General features: G+C 67.4%; 22 protein-coding genes. 11 read left to right on the forward strand and 11 right to left on the reverse strand.

Going from position 1 to position 15,327, the window contains the following annotated elements; genetic code table 11:
* Positions 1–40: 40 nt before the first annotated feature.
* From ACWDOP_RS00435 to ACWDOP_RS00460, 6 genes are all read right to left on the reverse strand, one after another.
* Positions 41–163, reverse strand: coding sequence for a hypothetical protein (locus tag ACWDOP_RS00435; protein WP_456343209.1), 123 nt, complete (start codon positions 161–163; stop codon positions 41–43).
* A 47-nt stretch (positions 164–210) separates the two neighbouring features.
* Positions 211–588, reverse strand: coding sequence for a hypothetical protein (locus tag ACWDOP_RS00440; protein WP_456343210.1), 378 nt, complete (start codon positions 586–588; stop codon positions 211–213).
* 52 nt (positions 589–640) lie between these two features.
* Positions 641–1,351 carry a GIY-YIG nuclease family protein gene (locus ACWDOP_RS00445; RefSeq protein WP_456343211.1) on the reverse strand — a complete coding sequence of 237 codons (711 nt, stop codon included), beginning with the start codon at positions 1,349–1,351 and terminating at the stop codon, positions 641–643.
* Positions 1,352–1,585: 234 nt separating this feature from the next.
* Positions 1,586–2,098, reverse strand: coding sequence for a hypothetical protein (locus tag ACWDOP_RS00450; protein WP_456343212.1), 513 nt, complete (start codon positions 2,096–2,098; stop codon positions 1,586–1,588).
* 182 nt (positions 2,099–2,280) lie between these two features.
* The gene (locus ACWDOP_RS00455; protein WP_456343213.1) at positions 2,281–2,700 is read right to left on the reverse strand and encodes a response regulator; all 420 of its coding nucleotides are present in this window, start codon (positions 2,698–2,700) and stop codon (positions 2,281–2,283) included.
* A gap of 101 nt (positions 2,701–2,801) precedes the next feature.
* A complete protein-coding gene (locus ACWDOP_RS00460) occupies positions 2,802–3,125 on the reverse strand; it encodes a heat shock protein transcriptional repressor HspR (RefSeq protein WP_456343214.1) in 324 nt (107 codons plus the stop codon).
* 156 nt (positions 3,126–3,281) lie between these two features.
* On the opposite strand from ACWDOP_RS00460, the gene ACWDOP_RS00465 reads away from it, so the two are divergent.
* The 5 genes from ACWDOP_RS00465 to ACWDOP_RS00485 all read left to right on the forward strand — a co-directional run bounded on the left by ACWDOP_RS00465 (position 3,282) and on the right by ACWDOP_RS00485 (position 6,248).
* Positions 3,282–3,728: an Hsp20/alpha crystallin family protein gene (locus ACWDOP_RS00465; protein ID WP_456343215.1), complete on the forward strand. Its 447-nt coding sequence runs from the start codon at positions 3,282–3,284 to the stop codon at positions 3,726–3,728.
* Between the two features lie 345 nt (positions 3,729–4,073).
* Positions 4,074–4,205, forward strand: a complete 132-nt coding sequence (locus tag ACWDOP_RS00470; protein WP_456343216.1) for a hypothetical protein — start codon at positions 4,074–4,076, stop codon at positions 4,203–4,205.
* A complete protein-coding gene (locus ACWDOP_RS00475) occupies positions 4,177–4,536 on the forward strand; it encodes a cold-shock protein (protein WP_456343217.1) in 360 nt (119 codons plus the stop codon). The genes ACWDOP_RS00470 and ACWDOP_RS00475 overlap by 29 nt, the downstream gene beginning before the upstream one ends.
* Positions 4,537–4,566: 30 nt before the next feature.
* Complete coding sequence (locus tag ACWDOP_RS00480) at positions 4,567–4,815, forward strand: hypothetical protein (protein WP_456343218.1); 249 nt, start codon at positions 4,567–4,569, stop codon at positions 4,813–4,815.
* Between the two features lie 1,028 nt (positions 4,816–5,843).
* Positions 5,844–6,248 carry a hypothetical protein gene (locus ACWDOP_RS00485; protein ID WP_456343219.1) on the forward strand — a complete coding sequence of 135 codons (405 nt, stop codon included), beginning with the start codon at positions 5,844–5,846 and terminating at the stop codon, positions 6,246–6,248.
* A gap of 62 nt (positions 6,249–6,310) precedes the next feature.
* Here the strand turns inward: ACWDOP_RS00485 and ACWDOP_RS00490 are convergent, their stop codons facing one another.
* Both ACWDOP_RS00490 and ACWDOP_RS00495 read right to left on the reverse strand, forming a co-directional pair.
* Positions 6,311–6,949: a DUF305 domain-containing protein gene (locus ACWDOP_RS00490; protein WP_456343220.1), complete on the reverse strand. Its 639-nt coding sequence runs from the start codon at positions 6,947–6,949 to the stop codon at positions 6,311–6,313.
* A complete protein-coding gene (locus ACWDOP_RS00495; RefSeq protein ID WP_456343221.1) occupies positions 6,946–8,499 on the reverse strand; it encodes an LVIVD repeat-containing protein in 1,554 nt (517 codons plus the stop codon). Before ACWDOP_RS00495 ends, ACWDOP_RS00490 begins: the two co-directional genes overlap by 4 nt.
* 309 nt (positions 8,500–8,808) lie before the next feature.
* Here ACWDOP_RS00495 and ACWDOP_RS00500 point away from each other — a divergent pair, with 309 nt between their 5' ends.
* Entirely contained in the window at positions 8,809–10,263 is a 1,455-nt protein-coding gene (locus ACWDOP_RS00500; RefSeq protein ID WP_456343222.1) for an aldehyde dehydrogenase family protein, read from the forward strand.
* A gap of 54 nt (positions 10,264–10,317) precedes the next feature.
* Here ACWDOP_RS00500 and ACWDOP_RS00505 read toward each other — a convergent pair whose 3' ends face one another.
* On the reverse strand, positions 10,318–10,689 hold the full coding sequence (locus tag ACWDOP_RS00505; RefSeq protein WP_456343223.1) for an STAS domain-containing protein: 372 nt from the start codon (positions 10,687–10,689) through the stop codon (positions 10,318–10,320).
* Positions 10,690–10,934: 245 nt separating this feature from the next.
* Between ACWDOP_RS00505 and ACWDOP_RS00510 the strand changes: the two genes are divergently transcribed.
* The 5 genes from ACWDOP_RS00510 to ACWDOP_RS00530 all read left to right on the forward strand — a co-directional run bounded on the left by ACWDOP_RS00510 (position 10,935) and on the right by ACWDOP_RS00530 (position 13,722).
* Complete coding sequence (locus ACWDOP_RS00510; RefSeq protein WP_456343224.1) at positions 10,935–11,156, forward strand: hypothetical protein; 222 nt, start codon at positions 10,935–10,937, stop codon at positions 11,154–11,156.
* Positions 11,153–12,253: a cation:proton antiporter gene (locus ACWDOP_RS00515; protein ID WP_456343225.1), complete on the forward strand. Its 1,101-nt coding sequence runs from the start codon at positions 11,153–11,155 to the stop codon at positions 12,251–12,253. The genes ACWDOP_RS00510 and ACWDOP_RS00515 overlap by 4 nt, the downstream gene beginning before the upstream one ends.
* Before the next feature lie 21 nt (positions 12,254–12,274).
* The gene (locus ACWDOP_RS00520; RefSeq protein ID WP_456343226.1) at positions 12,275–12,757 is read left to right on the forward strand and encodes a hypothetical protein; all 483 of its coding nucleotides are present in this window, start codon (positions 12,275–12,277) and stop codon (positions 12,755–12,757) included.
* Positions 12,758–12,788: 31 nt separating this feature from the next.
* A complete protein-coding gene (locus tag ACWDOP_RS00525) occupies positions 12,789–13,208 on the forward strand; it encodes a BLUF domain-containing protein (protein WP_456343227.1) in 420 nt (139 codons plus the stop codon).
* An 85-nt stretch (positions 13,209–13,293) separates the two neighbouring features.
* Positions 13,294–13,722, forward strand: a complete 429-nt coding sequence (locus tag ACWDOP_RS00530; RefSeq protein ID WP_456343228.1) for a Fur family transcriptional regulator — start codon at positions 13,294–13,296, stop codon at positions 13,720–13,722.
* A gap of 72 nt (positions 13,723–13,794) precedes the next feature.
* On the opposite strand, the gene ACWDOP_RS00535 is transcribed toward ACWDOP_RS00530, so the two are convergent.
* Together ACWDOP_RS00535 and ACWDOP_RS00540 are read right to left on the reverse strand one after the other, a co-directional pair.
* On the reverse strand, positions 13,795–14,349 hold the full coding sequence (locus tag ACWDOP_RS00535; RefSeq protein WP_456343229.1) for a GNAT family N-acetyltransferase: 555 nt from the start codon (positions 14,347–14,349) through the stop codon (positions 13,795–13,797).
* The gene (locus ACWDOP_RS00540; protein WP_456343230.1) at positions 14,346–15,320 is read right to left on the reverse strand and encodes an ABC transporter substrate-binding protein; all 975 of its coding nucleotides are present in this window, start codon (positions 15,318–15,320) and stop codon (positions 14,346–14,348) included. Before ACWDOP_RS00540 ends, ACWDOP_RS00535 begins: the two co-directional genes overlap by 4 nt.
* Positions 15,321–15,327: the final 7 nt, after the last annotated feature.

Consider the following 15,327-nt stretch of genomic DNA (forward strand, 5'->3'; position numbering starts at 1 on the left):
CAGCTCGAACCGACCTTCAACCGATCGGCCTTAACGGCCGTTAATGCTCGCCGTCACGTCTCTGGGCGATCCGGCGCAGCAGCTCCACGGCGTTGGCCTCGCTCATCGCCGGTGGCACCTCCGCCTCGGGTACCTCTTCCCACCTCACCTCAGTGGCGCTCATGAAAGCGTCGACCTCTTCCGGAGTCGGCACACGATATCGGGGCTCGTTCACGCGCCCTCACCGCCGAGCTGTTGACGCAGGCGTTGCTCGCCTTGTTCGAGTAGCGCGCGGACCTGGCCGTACGCGGCGAGATAGTCAGCGAGGACGGGTTCGGTGCCGCCGGCGCGGGCGTGGGCCACGCGTTCGGCGTGTTCGCAGATTTCGCGTTCGGCTTCGTCTTCCAGAACCCGCACGGCCTCCTGAGTGGCCGCGACTGCGGCTTCGTCGGGATGAGCACGTTCCCACTCACGAGTTTCACGGGCAGCTTCGGTCAACAGTTTGGCTCGGCACGCGGCACCGATCCAGGCCGAGAGGTCGGTGTCGGCGGAGACGGTGCGGATCCGGGCCAGTAGCGCGTCATCGATCGCAATCATCGTTGTCGCCATGCCCAACGGTAGGCCGATCGTGGCGCGTACCGGCCCGGAACCGGCGGGTAGTTCACTCGATGATCTGGAACTTGCGCGAGTGCCGGACCTCCTGGAAGGTCTCGTACTCCCCTTCACGCCCCAGCTCGCCCAGCAAGGTCTTGAACTTCTCCGCGCTGAGCGTGGCCACCAGCGACTGCTCGTACAGCACCGGTTCACGCTCACGGATCAACTCGCCACTGATGCGCCGGCTCTTGACCCCGACGCCCCAGGTCGCGACCCCCTCGATGCCGCTGGCGGTGCCGATGGCGAGTTTGAGCTCGGTCTCCACCCGCACCCGCTCCGCGGCGGCCTGCTCGTACTCCTGCCTGGCCCGGGACTCCTCGTCACGCAGCTTGAACCACTGGCCCCGCAGTGCCAGGGTCTGCTCGTCGCTGGTCAGCACCTCGGGTTCGGGTTCGAGGGATTCGAGTTCGGCCGCACGCCGCAGCTTGGGCAGCTCGTCAGTGAGCCATGCGCGAGCCTCGGAGAACAGTTGCGTGGCTTCGGGTTCGGACAGGTGGTAGATCTCGGTGCCGCCCTCGGTGCTGCGCCGCTGCCCCCACCGGTCCTTGATGTGTTTCTCCAGGGCCTTGTATTCGTCGGTCTCGATCGCGTCGAACAGGGTCAACCGCTCCGAGCACGAGGTTTGCAGTGGTGAGCGCCGTTTTTCCGGGGTCGCGGTCGTCTGCCCGATCTTGTACTGCTCGAGCTTGCCCAGACGAAATGCGTATACGTATCCCATGATCGTGAATGCCTTTGTGTCGGTAACGATTTCGGCGATATCGGATTTGATCCGTCCGGCGATGGTCGCATGGGTCACCGACAACCCAGGGTTATGCTTATTTGCTATGTACGCAGGTGGGCGGTCGGTTTGTGCGGATACTCGGCCGCCTGGGCGCTACTCGGGTAGCGCGCGGGATAGGAACCTCGCTGCAGGTGGCCCGCACGACACCGTGCGGGTGTCGAGCCCGTGAAATCACTCCGACAAAGGCTCCGGGACACACGGATCGGTGGTGTACTCAAGGTAAGGAAAGCGCGCGATCCACCCACGCAACGCTGCAGGGGCCAGCAGCTCACGGGCGGTATCGACGCACACGTCGTGCACCTGCGCTTCCACCACGATTTCGTACAGGGGCCCTTCGCCCGGCGGCGAGTACCAATGCGCCACCTCCCGGACCTCCATATCCAAATTGCCCACTCCGGTGTCGAAGTGCAGGAAATCACCGGTACGAGGAATCACCGCGCCCTTCACGCCGAACCGAAAGCTGCTCCCCCGAGGAACACCCGCACCGGCGGGTACCTCGATATAGACGAAGTACCGCAGAGTCTCGGCCCGACCGGCTCGGTCCAGCCGTGCCCGCAGACGACGACCGGCAGCAGCTGCCTGCTCACGCCATCGACGCTGAGTTCCGATCACAGGCTCCCCCTGAACGATCTCCGATCCATCGTGATCGACAGATCGATGACGATGATCCTCCACACGGCTCATCGCGAGCGCCGGTTCCGCCGATCACGATCCAAAGCCCACGGGCAGGGTGATGCATCGTGCATCAACAGCCTGAATAGATGAACGAGTTCCCGAACGGCGGATTCCGTAAGGCAGCGGGCGCAGACCGTCTCTGAACTCGCGTTCGGCAACGATCGTTTTGTGAACGGTGGGACGGGTGCAGGTCAGGACCGAGCGAGAAGGTCGATCTGCGTGAGCGTGGTGGTGAGCTGGTCGAGTTGAATCGGTTTGGTGAGGTAGGCGTCGGCGGCGAGTCGGTGTGCGCGCAGGATGTCGGCCTCGGCGGTGGAGGTGGTGAGCACGATGACCGTGAGTGCGGCCAGGTCCGGGTCGGCGCGGATCCGGGACAGGACTTCGCGGCCGTCGTAGCCGGGCAGTCGTAGGTCCAACAGCACAAGATCCGGTCGCGGCGCATCGGCGTAGGTGCCGGTTCGGGACAGGAAGTCCATCGCTCGGTGTCCGTCGCGCACGACATGCAGGGTGGTGTGGGTCGTGGTGTCCGCCAAGGTCTCCCGGGTGATCAGCTCATCGCCGGAGTCGTCTTCCACGAGCAAGAGCTCGAGTGCGCGTTCGGAAGCGGTCACCTGCGAGTTCCCTTCATCTGGGCCGGTCGCGAACCGCGTCCTCGGGCCCGGCTACGCGCGTGTGCCCCGATTCGAGCCCCTGTAAACAACCCGCTCGCCGGTCACGCCTGGGGCGGGTGTTTATGGAGCTGGTCGAGTTCCTGGGCGAGGGCGGCGTTCTCGTCCTGCAGATCCAGGATCCGGGCGATGCCGGCGAGGTTGACCCCCTGTCCGGCCAGGTCGGTGACGCGTTGGAGCCGGTGCAGGTCGTGCCCGGAGTAGCGGCGGGTGCCGCCGTCGCTGCGGGTGGGAGTGATCAGGCCATGTCTCTCGTACAGGCGCAGGGTCTGGATCCCGATACCGGCCAGTTCCGCGGCGACCGAGATCGCGTACACCGCTCGCTCGGCGGGGGGAAGGCCGTTCGGCTCGGATGGGGATGGAGGCATCGGCGCTCCCTTCACTGTCGTGTTCGCGTTCGGACAGATTACCTGTTTCGAAGTCTTGCACTCATCTGGCGAGAGTGCTAGATAATATCTATGCCAGATACCAGAGATTATCTGGTACAGCGACTATCGAGAATGGAGTAGTTGGAGGTGGCGACCATGCTGATGCGCACTGATCCTTTCCGTGACCTGGATCGATTGACGCAGCAGGTGTTCGGCACCGCGGCACGGCCCGCGGCGATGCCGATGGACGCCTGGCGTGAGAACGACGAATTCTTCGTCGAGTTCGACCTGCCCGGCATCGATCCCGAATCCCTCGACCTGGACGTGGAGCGCAACGTGGTGACCGTGCGCGCCACGCGCGCGGACATCGACCCCGGCCGGTCCATGCTCGCGGCCGAACGCCCCCGCGGGGTGTTCTCCCGGCAACTGGTACTCGGCGAGGCCCTCGATACCGAGCAGATCCGCGCGAACTATCGCGACGGCGTCCTGCGACTGTCGATCCCGGTGGCCGAGAAGGCCAAGCCGCGCAAGATCGAGATCACCAGACCCGAACGCGAGCCCGAACGCGAGGTTGTCGAGAACCGTCAGGCCATCAACGCCTGACCGCCAACTCCGGGCGAGGGCCGCCCGGCACACCACACCTGTTTCGACGCTCCGATTCGCGAAAGTGAGGTGATGCCTGTCCCGAACAACACCGCACGCACACCCGCGAGAGCGGCACACCGGCGGAGCGAGGTCCGGTAGCCGCGGCCACGACGCTGCATTCCGAACAAGGGATGCACGGCCAACGTTGTGGCGCAGCTGTTTTCACGCTCCAGGCCGTCCTCGCGAATAGACAGTACAACACCTGTTCGATCCACTGACCGCATCGGGTGGGCACGGCCCACCGGTTCGGGCCGTGCCCACCCGATGCCCGTTCGACCAGCTTGCGAGAGGAGACCATCCGACATGACCACGACCACGCGCGATATCGAGCACACCCCGCCCGAGATATCGAACGCCGATGTTCAGCCCGACCGGACCGCTCACTCCTGGACGATCTCCGATGACGATGACCACTACTGCTGCCTCGCGTACTGAACACGCCCCCGACCCTCACACCCCTGAAGAAACCCCGCCGCGGTGGCAACACGCCCACGTTGCCTGGTTCAACGCCGAGAAGGGGTTCGGGTTCCTGACCCCCGCCGCCGGCCCCGCGGTCTTCGTGGACTTCTCGGTGATCGAGGTTCCCGGCTACAAGACCCTCGACGCCGGCCAGCCGGTCATCTACACCGCCCGCGACACCGCGCGCGGACCCGAAGCCACTCGCGTGATTCCCTATTTGCGGACCACCACCGCACCGCGGGCGCCCGAACCGGCGGCACGCCGAGTGCGCCGACTGGTATGTCGAACCGGGCACCGCGCGGCCTGACCCAACCATTCACCCCGATCGGACGTAACCGTGAGCACGACAACGGAAACCGACACCCCCACCCACCGCGACCGCGACCCGGAAGTGGTGCGCTGGCCCGATCCCAGCCCCCTGCGTCCCTGGTGGGACACCATCATGGGACCGGCGATGCGCGCCGCCCCCGCCGGCGCGCGGTCACCCGATCCGCGCCATCCGTACGCCCGTAACCCGCACCCGTCCCGGCCAGGCACTCGCCGTGACGAACGCGGGCGAGTGATGTCGACGAACGCGGGCCGGTGATGTCGGAGACTCGTGCGTCCTCGGCCGGCCGGGGGCACACGGGTCAGACAGCGAAAACCCCGGGGCCATCGGCTTTCCGCCCATCAACCCGTCGCGACAGCGCCGAGCGCCTGGGCGAAGCGTCCCGTGCAATCGCAGGACGGTAGGCGGCCCGGTGACCTCGATCGGGCGCAGCGCTTGGGCTGAAACCACCATTGCGGCGACTCGCACTCTTGCGCGCAGGCCGCCCGGCGGCGCCCTGATGCGGCGATTGGGCAACGATCGAACCGCCGGGCTGGCGCGGGAAGAGTGAGTGGTGTGCGATGAGGTGTCGGCGCAGCATGGAGCCTTCCCGGTGTCCGAGCCGATACGAGGGTCGCGCCCCACGTGCCTCTCCGAGACCTGGGGCGAGGCCCTTGTCCACGGCATCAGGAAGCACCGCATGACCATGACGCCTGCGAGACTCTTCACCGCCGCCCGCGCACACCTTCGAGCATTGTTCGCCGCACCGGACGATCAGAGCCGCTGGAAGAACGACCGCGCCGGACGTCCCGTCACTGTGCGACGTACTCGCCACGCTCGACGCTGACAGATCTCGACTCGACCCGACGACATCGGCGTGCCACGGGCGCTCGACGAGGTGGTCGCCTATCCGTTCCTGACTCACCGAGAGGCCCGACGACGACCTCGGCTGAGCCGACACCGGAGACATGGTAGGCACCTGACGGGAGATTCGAGAGGTTGGGTTCTCCCGGCAGGTACCGGTATCCGACGACCTGCCGTCGCGGCCAGTGCTGAACGCCCGCTTGGGCATACGAACGTGTCAGCCGCCGGCAACGGGCCCCTGATCGGGCAGCGTCCCCAGGCATCAGAATGTCCACGCGGCCGGCGCTCAAACACCCACGCGAGAAGTCGTCGCGAATGTCCGCTTCCAAGGTCTTCCGACACGGCGTCGGGATTCGAGGTGGTCCAGGCCCATTGCTCGGTGAGAATCGAGTTGGGCTTGTCGGCGGGCAGGCAAACACGGACGGTCTGGCTAGGGTGTTGCCATGGCTCGCTACGTGATCGACGCCGTCACCCTGCTGCACCTGGTCGACACCGAGGCGCAGGTGGATCCGAGTCACCAGCTGGTGGCGCCGAACTCGATCCGGTCCGAGGTAATGCAGTTGCTGCTCCGGGAAGTCCGGGCGGGCCTGCGCGACGAGGACGCGGCGCTCGTCGCTCATGAGCGCATCACCGAACTGAAGATGCGGCTGCTCGGTGACCGGGTCTCGCGCCGCACCGCGTGGAAACTCGCTCGCCAGCACGATTGGGACACGCTCGGACCCGCCGAGTACCTGGCGATCACGCGGCTGCAGGCCGACGCGCTGGTGACGGTGGACGCCGAGTTCGCCGCTCTGGCCGCACAATCCGTCCCTGTTGCCGGGCTGCAGGAGCTGCTCGCCCGCGGCTAGCGACCGACGGCGAGGCATGCCACCCGCTACATGCGCAGAGCCTCCCGTCCCACACCGCCCGCTCAGCTCTGCACCGAGGACAGCAACAGGCCCATCAAACCGATCTCCTGCCCTTGGCTGCTACCCATGTCGCGGGCGGCCTGTTTCACGATGCCGCCCGTGATCAGTCGATCGGCGGACTGGGCCATCGCGACACCGCCGAGGTGGTGGCGGCGCATCAGTTGCAGGAACAGCACACTCGCGTCGCGACCGCGGGCGGCGGACAGGGCGTCGAGGTCCGCTTGGGTCGCCATACCCGGCATCGTCGCGGACGGCTGCTGTTGCGGTTCGGCGACGGTGTGGTGATCGGAGGCGGGTGCGGCCTCGTGCATCCACGCCATTGGATCCGGGTTGACCAGGGGCGCTCCCGCCAGACGCAGCCAGCCCTGCATCTGGCCGATCTCACCGCGCTGGGTGTCTTCTAGCCGGCGTGCCAGACCCAGCACGGCCGGGTCCGCGCCCGGATCGAGTCTGGACACCATGATCAACGCTTGGGTGTGATGGGCGAGCATGTCCTGGGCGAAGCCGATTTCGGTCGAGGTGAGCACCGGGGCCTGATCCGGTGCATCGGTGACCAGGAGCGGGCGGGTCGCGGCGCCCAGGGTGAACATCAGCGCCGCCACGCCCACGCAGGCCACCGCGGCCCACAGGCGAGTGATCATGAGCCGATGGTGGTGCGTTGATCGGCGGGTGGGGTGTAGACGGCCGCGTCGAGTTCGAGTGTGGAGTAGGTGTTGTCGTTGCAGCTGACCCACAACTGGCGACCGTGCCAGTGGGGCGGTGAGCTGCACCAGTCGGTCGACAGATCACCGTTCACCAATTGGCCCGATCGTGAGCTCAGCGCGTCGCCCGGGTCGAAATCGCCGCTGTTCAACGCCTGCATGATCGATCCGGCGCTGAGGATCGGCGCGCCGACCACGGATATGAGTTTGTGTGGAGAGTTGGTCAGATCGGCGTTGTCGTTCTTGCGGGCGGGCGGGTTGTAGTAGGCGATCTCTTTGACCTCGAAGGGATCTCGGACGTCGAACACGCGGATTCCCGAACCGAACCACGCACACGCCAGCGCGGTCGGATCCTGTGCGCGGTCCGCGCTGCAGTAGTGCGGGTCGTACGCGAAGATCGATCCGCCCATGCTCGACGCCAATGCGGTGTCGAGGTTCTCGGGCAGGTTGATCTCGAGCTTGATCGAATTCGCTATTCGAGGCCGGCGGTCGTCGGAGACGTCGATGATCTTCACTCCGCCCGAACCGGCTTCGTCGGGGACGAACAGGTAGGGCGTATCGCCGAAGCGAACGGGAATGGCGTGCTGGGTCGCCCAGCCGTCCGTCCAGGTCGTTTCCGACACGATCGGCACCACCGGTTCGGGCGCGCGATTCTGCACGGCCGTGGTGTCCAGCACCGTCATCCCGCCCATGTTGTTGGTCAGGTACAGCCGGGTGCCGTCGTCGTTGAACCCCATGCCGTGCATGGACAGTCCGGGCAGGCCCTGCCAGATGACGTGCGGCCGAGCCGGATCGGTGATGTCGACCGCGCTCACCAGCCCGGGCGCGGTCCCCGACGTCCAGAGCGTGTTGCCGTCGGGTGAGAAGCCGGCCTCGTGGGCCGTGATCGGAAGCGGCTGCGACACATCGCTGCCCGCGCCGGTGTTGAGCAGTCGGGGGTTGCGGCAGTCGGTGAGGTCGTAGATCGACAGCAGGCCCGCGCCGGTGAGGAACGGCGCTCCGGCGGCCGCGAGCAGCTTCCGGTCCGGGTGGACCTTCAAGGTTTCCCAGGTTCCGGCGAGCATGGCAGGTTCGGTCAGCGCGCCCGCCAACTCCGGTCGGGTGGGATCGGAGACGTCGAGGACCTGCACGCCGACGGCGGGGCCGGACAGGCTGCCGGGAAAGAAGCTGCCGATGTAGACGCACGAATCGAAGGCGCCCGAGACGACACCGCCACCGTGGCCGTCGAACTGACCGATGCGGCTGATGTTGCAGTGATAGCCCTCGGTGCTGCGCCCGTTGTCCCGATCGGCCGCCGGGACGTCGCCCTGCAATCCGGGCTCCGGGGCGGCGTTCGGTCCGCACGTCGCCTTGGCCGCCGTCGAGCGCGAAATACCTGGCAGGACTTGGCTATCGGCCAGCCCGTGGGGTGCGGTTCCGGCCAGCACGGTCGACAGCACCGCACCCGTGATGGCGACGATGGTGGCGCGCAGCGCGGTGGAGGTCCTCATGCGGCTTCCTCTGACTCGAAGCTGCACCGTCGATGCAACAGTAGACATGTCTGGGACATGATGCCGATCACACCTGCCGCGCGTCAACAGGTTCGCCGGTTCGGACCGTCCGGCCCGAACCTCGAGCAGCGCCTCGGCGCGACGCGGGCCGGCACTGGGCGAGACACCCGGTGCGCGAACAAATCTCGACCGGAGAACAGCATTCTCTATTTCAGCGAACATACCTTGACGTTCCCGGGAACGAAGTGCAGATTGGGTGGCAGCACACCGGCGCGGTCGAGCGCCGCGGCACGACGAGAGGGGTCAGTGATGACGGTGCAGGCGGTTCTGGACGAGATCCGGAAGCGGCCGGGTTCCGGGGATGTCATCCCGATCATCGACCCGGTGACCGAGGAGCAGATCACCGAGTTCACCGACTGCGGGGCCGACGGGGTCGATGAAGCGGTCACGCGGGCCAGGGCATCGTTCGAGGCAGGGGTCTGGGCGGGGCTGCCGGGGCGCGAGCGGGCCAGAATCATGTGGCGCATCGCCGATCTCATCGACGAGCACGCCGCCGAGTTCGCCGCGATCGACTCCGCCAACACCGGCATGATGAAGCTGCAGTCCGAGATGGTCGTTCCGACCTGCGCGGAGTTCTTCCGGTACTACGCCGGGTGGTGCTCCAAGATCAACGGCACCGCGTACGACGTGCGGACCACCGGCATCGCGACGGACAGTTACGTCGACCTGCACGCCTACACCCTGAAGGAGCCCTACGGCGTCGCCGGGCTGATCTTCCCGTGGAACGGGCCCATCTTCAACGCCTGCGCCAAGATAGCGCCCGCGCTCGCGGCGGGCTGCAGCAGCCTGGTGAAACCCGCTGAGGAGACGCCGCTTTCGGCGCTGCTGCTGGACCGCCTGATCCACGAGGCCGGCGTCCCGGAGGGCGTGGTCAACCTCATCACCGGGTACGGGCACACCGCGGGCGCGGCGATCAGCGCACATCCCGACGTCGAGAAGGTGGCCTTCACCGGGTCCACCGAGGTCGGCAAGATGATCGTGCAGGCGTCGGCGGGCAACCTGAAGAAGGTGATGCTGGAGCTCGGCGGCAAGTCGCCGGTGCTGATCTTCGACGACGCCGATCTCGACAAGGCCATCTTCGGCGCGGCGATGGGCATTTTCGTGCACTCCGGGCAGGGATGCGTCTGCGGTTCCCGGATCTTCGTGCAGCGCGGGGTTTATGACCGGGTGGTCGAGGGCATCGCCGGGGTCGCGAACTTCATGAAATACGGCGGCCCGAGCGAAGAAGGCGTCATGAGCGGACCGCTCATCAGCGCCAAGCAGCTCGACCGCGTCCTGGGCTACATCGACGAGGGCAAGCGCGGCGGCGCCGAGGTCGTGACCGGCGGGCATCGACTGGACCGCAAGGGGTACTTCGTCCACCCGACGGTGCTCACCAATGTCGATCCCGGCATGCGGCTCTACCGCGAGGAGATCTTCGGCCCCGTAGTCTCGATCATCCCGTTCGACGACGAGGACGAGGCCATCGCGATGGCGAACGACACCAGCTACGGACTCGCGGGCACGGTGTGGACCAACGACATCAGCCGTGGTCACCGGCTGGTCAAACGGCTGCAGGCCGGCAGCGTGCAGATCAACTGCCAGTTGATCTTCGACCACGATGTGCCGTTCGGCGGCTACAAGCAGTCCGGCTGGGGCCACGAGTTCGGCAAAGAGGGGCTCGACGGATACCTCAAGACCAAGTCGGTCTGGGCCCAGCTCTGAGTTCGCGCGGGTCCGAGGGTCTCTCGGGCCCGCACCCGGCATGGGACGGGTAGCTCACCGCGAGCCCCGGTCGTGTTCGGCGTACACGGCCAGCGCCTGGGCAAGGCTGTCGAACAACCGCAGCATCACGGTCATGCCGGTGATCTCGATCGGGCGGCGCGCCTGCGGCGAGGGCACCACCCACGGCGGGCCGGCACAGGACTGTGCGGCGCGGGCGAGGACGGCGAGCCCGGCCGAGTCCAGGAAGACAACCCTGGTCAGGTCCACCATGATCGTCGGCGGGTCCTCGTCCAGTGCTCGCCGCAACGCGTCGTCGAACAGCGGTACGGACAGCACATCCACCTCGCCGGCGGCCACCACGATCGGAACCGGCCCCTCGGTCAGGACCTGCACACGCAGCAGCTGGGTCGAATTCTCCTGGCTCATAACGTCTCTCCTCGCCGCGCGGACCCCGCCTTCGCGCGGACAGCGCACAAACCCACTCGCCAGTACGCGATTCCCCGGTCACGGCCCGCTACACGTTCGAATCCTCGTGGATCGCAGAGGGTTTACGTGCCTCGACCGTTCGCCGCTCGCCGTGGATCGTTTCCCGCCGCCACTACCGGGTAGATCTTGGTCATCTGCTCCTACTCCGGAAGAACGGGTGACTGCGCGCCGACGCGACCACGACGATGACCGACCTGACGATCGAGCACCTGTACCTGACCGCCGGGATAGCGCTGCTGCTGGCCGCGGTGCTGCCCCGGCTCTTCCGGGACCGGGTGATCACCGCCCCGATGCTCATGTTGGGCGCGGGAGCCGTCGGCGGGCTCGTGATCGGGCCGACGGGCTACGGCCGGTGTCACCACTGTCGCATCCCGGCGTACTCGAGCACCTCGCGGAGGTGTGCGTGATCGTCGCGCTGATGGGCGTCGGGCTCGCGATCGACCGCCCGCTGCATTGGCGCACCTGGGCTTCCACCTGGAAGCTGCTGCTGATCACCATGCCGCTGTGTATCGCCGCGATGGCGGTGTTCGGCTGGTGGGCGGTCGCGCTCACCCCGGCCGCGGCCGCGCTGGTGGCCGCCGCTCTCGCTCCGACGGATCCGGTCCTGGCCTCCGATGTGCAGGTGGCGGGCCCGACCACCGGGGACGAGGGTTCCGCCGAGGAGGACGACGAGGTGCGTTTCGCCCTCACCTCCGAAGCGGGCCTCAACGACGCACTGGCCTTTCCCTTCGTCTATCTGGCGATCTTCCTGGCGTCGGGGGACGCGGTGCGGAGCTGGTTGGGCGGCTGGCTGGCCTGGGAGTTGCTCGGCAAGATCGCGATCGCGGTGGTGATCGGCGCTGCGGTCGGAGATCTGCTCGGCCGCACCCTGTTCCGGTTCCCCATCGCGCACGCACGCCTGGCCGAGCGCGGCGAACCCATCGCCGCCCTGGCTGCGGTGTTCGCCGTCTACGGCCTCACCGAATTGGCCGGGGGCTACGGCTTTCTCGCGGTCTTCGCCTGTGCGATCGCCATGCGCCGAATCGAGCGCGGCAGCGGCTACCACGAGCAGATGCACGGCCTGGTGGAGCAACTCGAACAGGTCCTGACCCTGGTGGTCTTGCTGCTCGTCGGTGCCGCGCTCACCACGGGGCTGTTGACCGCGCTGTCGTGGCCAGGCGCGGCCGCCGGGGTGCTGCTGGTGTTCGTCGTCCGCCCCGCCTTCGGCTGGCTGGCCCTGCGCCGCAGCCCCGATCTCGATCCCCGCGAACGCGCGGTCACCGCGTTCTTCGGGATACGCGGGATCGGATCGGTCTATTACGTCTCGTACGCGCTGACCCAGGCCGATTTCGGTGGCGAAGCCGAAACCATCTGGGCGATAAGCGCGTTCACGATCGTCCTGTCGGTGATCGTGCACGGCGCGGGCGCCGGCTGGGTGATGAAACAGCTGGAGGACACCCGTCGCGAACAGCCGGCGGCGACTCGAGCCCGTCACCCCGGTCGGATGACGGAGAAGCCTCAGTAGTGAACCTGTATAGAGAACTTCATGACTCGCATCGCCGTCACCGGGCACATGAACATCACCGCGGACTCGGTACCGCTCATCTACGCCGAGATCCGCCGCGTGATCGCCGAGTTCGGTGACGGCGCGGACCTGGTCGGTATCAGCTGCATCGCGCGCGGCGCGGACTCGGTGTTCGCACGGGCCGTCCTGGACGCGGGCGGGCGGCTCGAGGTCGTGGTGCCCGCGCGGAACTACCGCGAACGCAAGGTCGGGCCCGACCACGCGCCGGACTTCGACGCGCTGATCGAGGCCGCGAGCACGGTGCGGGTGATGGACTTCGACGATGCCGAGCGCGACGCCTACGAGGCCGCCAACCAGGTGCTAGTGGGAACGAGCGACCTGTTGATCGCGGTGTGGGATTCGCGGCCGAGCGAGAAGGGCGGCACCGGCACGGTCGTCGAGCTGGCCAACGGCAGGGGCCTGCCGGTGTCGATCATCTGGCCCGACGGCGCGGCTCGGGACTGATCGCGCCGACGCCGTGTGCTAGAGAGGTCTCATGCCCTATGCCCTCACCTACTCCAGCACGGCCCGCTTCGCCCTGGACGAACGCGAGGTGAGCGCACTGCTCGAACGGGCACGGGAGATCAACGCCGCCGAGCAGGTCACCGGCCTGCTCGTGTACGCCCGGCCGAGCTGGGAGTGGGCCGGGTTCGTGCAAGTCCTGGAGGGCGACCGGGACGCCGTCGAACGCATCTTCGCCCGGATCGAGCGGGACGAGCTGCACACCGGGGTGGTCGTGCTCGGGCGGGGGCCGATCGCCGAACGTGATTACGACGGATGGTCCATGAAGTTCGCGCGGATGGATCACACCCGGTTGCCCGAGCTCCTCGACGAACCCGCGGTGGGCGAGCTCAATCCGCTCACCGACCCGGAGGTCGCGCGTCGGGTGCTGGCCGCCGCCGACTCCGACGGGTGACGAACTCGGCCCGCCGTAGATAACGGGAATCGTTTTCGATAATCTGAGTAGATGATCGAATCCTGCTGCGCCCGAATGTAATACGATGCGTGACCGATACCCGACAGGCTCCGTCGCCCGGCACCGGCGAAGCAAGCGGACGAACGCCGTTCTCGAGGCGTTGCGCCGAAGCGACCGATTCCGCACTCCCCGACAGCTTTTCGACGAACTGCGGCTCACCGCGACCGTCTCCGTCGGGCGCACGACGCTGTACCGCATCCTGTACAAACTCGAAGCGCAGGGAATTCTCGAATCCACGCGCACCGAGGGCGGTGAACTGCTGTACCGCGCCCGAAACGGGAGCGGCACAGGGCACAACATTCTGTGTCGCCGGTGCGGCCGCACCGAACAGTTCACCTTCGACGGACTCAGGCTGCGGATCGAGCGCGCGGCACAGCGGCACCGATACACCGAGGTCACCTATCGCTGGGATATGCACGGCGTATGCGGTGACTGCACTCGGCCGGCCGGGTAGCTGTACCCGGCCGGCCTGAGACTCAGATTCTCTGCCGGACAGCACTTTCGCGATCCGTACTGCCCGCGCCGCTCATCCGGCCGGCCGGTTCAGCGGTATCTCCAGGTGCACTGTCTGAAACTCCGTGTGCGGACCGCGGGCGTCGGCGACGATGTCGCCGAACGTCAGCCAGAACTCCAGGGCGCCGGGGGTGCGCGCATCGGTGTGAAGGTAGAGGCGCTCGAACTCCGGCGTCGCGCGCACATGGTCGACCGCCGTTCGCACCAGTCGAGTGGCGAGACCGTGGCGGTGGTGTTCGGGGCGCACATAGACCCGGAACAGTTGTGCGGTGGTCTCATCCGGGTAGCGCCGGGCCAGTTCGGCGGAATGTGGCGGATGCGCGGGGCCTTGGGCGCGAATGGCCGTGGTGGCCACGATCTCGCCCTCGTGTTCGGCGACCCACAGACGGTTGCGCGGGTGGCGCAGATACACGGTGTCCGGATCGATCACATCCCCGTGGTACCGGGGTAGATATCCGTGCCCGAACACGCGGTAGAAGGTGTCGAGCATGACGCTGCGAGCGCCGGGCAGGTCCGCTGCTTCGGCCTGCCGGACGCGGTAGCCGGTGTCGGCGGCGGTCGTCGTCACTTCGCACCGAGTTCGCGGTCGAGCACCTCGAGTCCCTCGACCGCCACCGGGCCGGGGCCCGTGTAGCCGAAGGGCAGCACGATGATTCGGTTGTCCCGGATGGCGCGCAGCCCGGCCAGCTCGGGCCGCTGCCGCAGGGCGGTGCGCACCGAGTCCGGCGTCTGGTCGGCCTGGGTCAGCAGGATGATGACCTCGGGATCGCGCGCGATGAGGGTTTCGGTGCTGGCCTCGAAGTTCCGCTTGGCGATATCGCCGTAGATGTTGTCCAGGCCCAGGATTCGCATCTGCTCGTCGACGGTGCTCTTGGAGCCGTACGCCTTGAGCTGGGCGCCGTCGCGGGACAGAATCAGCGCCGCGGCGGGCATGCGCTGGGCGACGGCTTGGTGCCGGGCGGTCACGGCAGCGACCCGCTGCTGGAGCGTGGCGACCTCCGCGTCGGCCGCGGCACTCGTCCCGAAAAGCTTTCCGTACAGGGTGATGTCGGCGAAGATGTCGGCGAACGAGCCGGAGGCGTCCGCGCAGTAGCCGCGGGTGACGATCAGCGGAATGTTGACCTTGGCCAGGTCGTCGGCGGTGACCGTGAGCCCTTCGACGCTCACGACCAGATCCGGCGATCTGCTGATGATCTCCTCGCGGGCGAGTTCGGCCGTGGGCGCGGTGATTTCGATGCCCTTCAGCGCGTCGCCGTACTGGCCGGGGAACGACGCGGTCTCGAAGGTGCGGGTGACGATGCGGTCGGCGGCGCCCGCGGCGGCGACCAGCGGCGCGGCGATGGAGGCGACGGTCACGACCCGCTTCGGCGGGGCGTCGAAGGTGACCTCGCGCCCGCAACTCGAGATCGTCATCGGGAAGCCGTCCGCGACGGGTTCGGACACCGACGCGGACGTTCCGCAGCCGGCGACGAGGGCGCTGGTGACCAGCGCGAGTAGCGGCGCCGCCGCGCGGCGCCGGGTGCTGACGGGGGTGATCACGGTGATC

It is taken from the genome of Nocardia sp. NPDC003693 (assembly GCF_053981095.1).

Coding starts and splice junctions, on each gene's coding strand:
- ACWDOP_RS00435 (WP_456343209.1), bottom strand. CDS start 163: ATGAGCGCCACTGAGGTGAGGTGGGAAGAGGTACCCGAGGCGGAGGTG.
- ACWDOP_RS00440 (WP_456343210.1), bottom strand. CDS start 588: ATGGCGACAACGATGATTGCGATCGATGACGCGCTACTGGCCCGGATC.
- ACWDOP_RS00445 (WP_456343211.1), bottom strand. CDS start 1,351: ATGGGATACGTATACGCATTTCGTCTGGGCAAGCTCGAGCAGTACAAG.
- ACWDOP_RS00450 (WP_456343212.1), bottom strand. CDS start 2,098: ATGAGCCGTGTGGAGGATCATCGTCATCGATCTGTCGATCACGATGGA.
- ACWDOP_RS00460 (WP_456343214.1), bottom strand. CDS start 3,125: ATGCCTCCATCCCCATCCGAGCCGAACGGCCTTCCCCCCGCCGAGCGA.
- ACWDOP_RS00465 (WP_456343215.1), top strand. CDS start 3,282: ATGCTGATGCGCACTGATCCTTTCCGTGACCTGGATCGATTGACGCAG.
- ACWDOP_RS00470 (WP_456343216.1), top strand. CDS start 4,074: ATGACCACGACCACGCGCGATATCGAGCACACCCCGCCCGAGATATCG.
- ACWDOP_RS00475 (WP_456343217.1), top strand. CDS start 4,177: ATGACCACTACTGCTGCCTCGCGTACTGAACACGCCCCCGACCCTCAC.
- ACWDOP_RS00485 (WP_456343219.1), top strand. CDS start 5,844: ATGGCTCGCTACGTGATCGACGCCGTCACCCTGCTGCACCTGGTCGAC.
- ACWDOP_RS00490 (WP_456343220.1), bottom strand. CDS start 6,949: ATGATCACTCGCCTGTGGGCCGCGGTGGCCTGCGTGGGCGTGGCGGCG.
- ACWDOP_RS00495 (WP_456343221.1), bottom strand. CDS start 8,499: ATGAGGACCTCCACCGCGCTGCGCGCCACCATCGTCGCCATCACGGGT.
- ACWDOP_RS00500 (WP_456343222.1), top strand. CDS start 8,809: ATGACGGTGCAGGCGGTTCTGGACGAGATCCGGAAGCGGCCGGGTTCC.
- ACWDOP_RS00505 (WP_456343223.1), bottom strand. CDS start 10,689: ATGAGCCAGGAGAATTCGACCCAGCTGCTGCGTGTGCAGGTCCTGACC.
- ACWDOP_RS00510 (WP_456343224.1), top strand. CDS start 10,935: ATGACCGACCTGACGATCGAGCACCTGTACCTGACCGCCGGGATAGCG.
- ACWDOP_RS00520 (WP_456343226.1), top strand. CDS start 12,275: ATGACTCGCATCGCCGTCACCGGGCACATGAACATCACCGCGGACTCG.
- ACWDOP_RS00525 (WP_456343227.1), top strand. CDS start 12,789: ATGCCCTATGCCCTCACCTACTCCAGCACGGCCCGCTTCGCCCTGGAC.
- ACWDOP_RS00530 (WP_456343228.1), top strand. CDS start 13,294: ATGCGTGACCGATACCCGACAGGCTCCGTCGCCCGGCACCGGCGAAGC.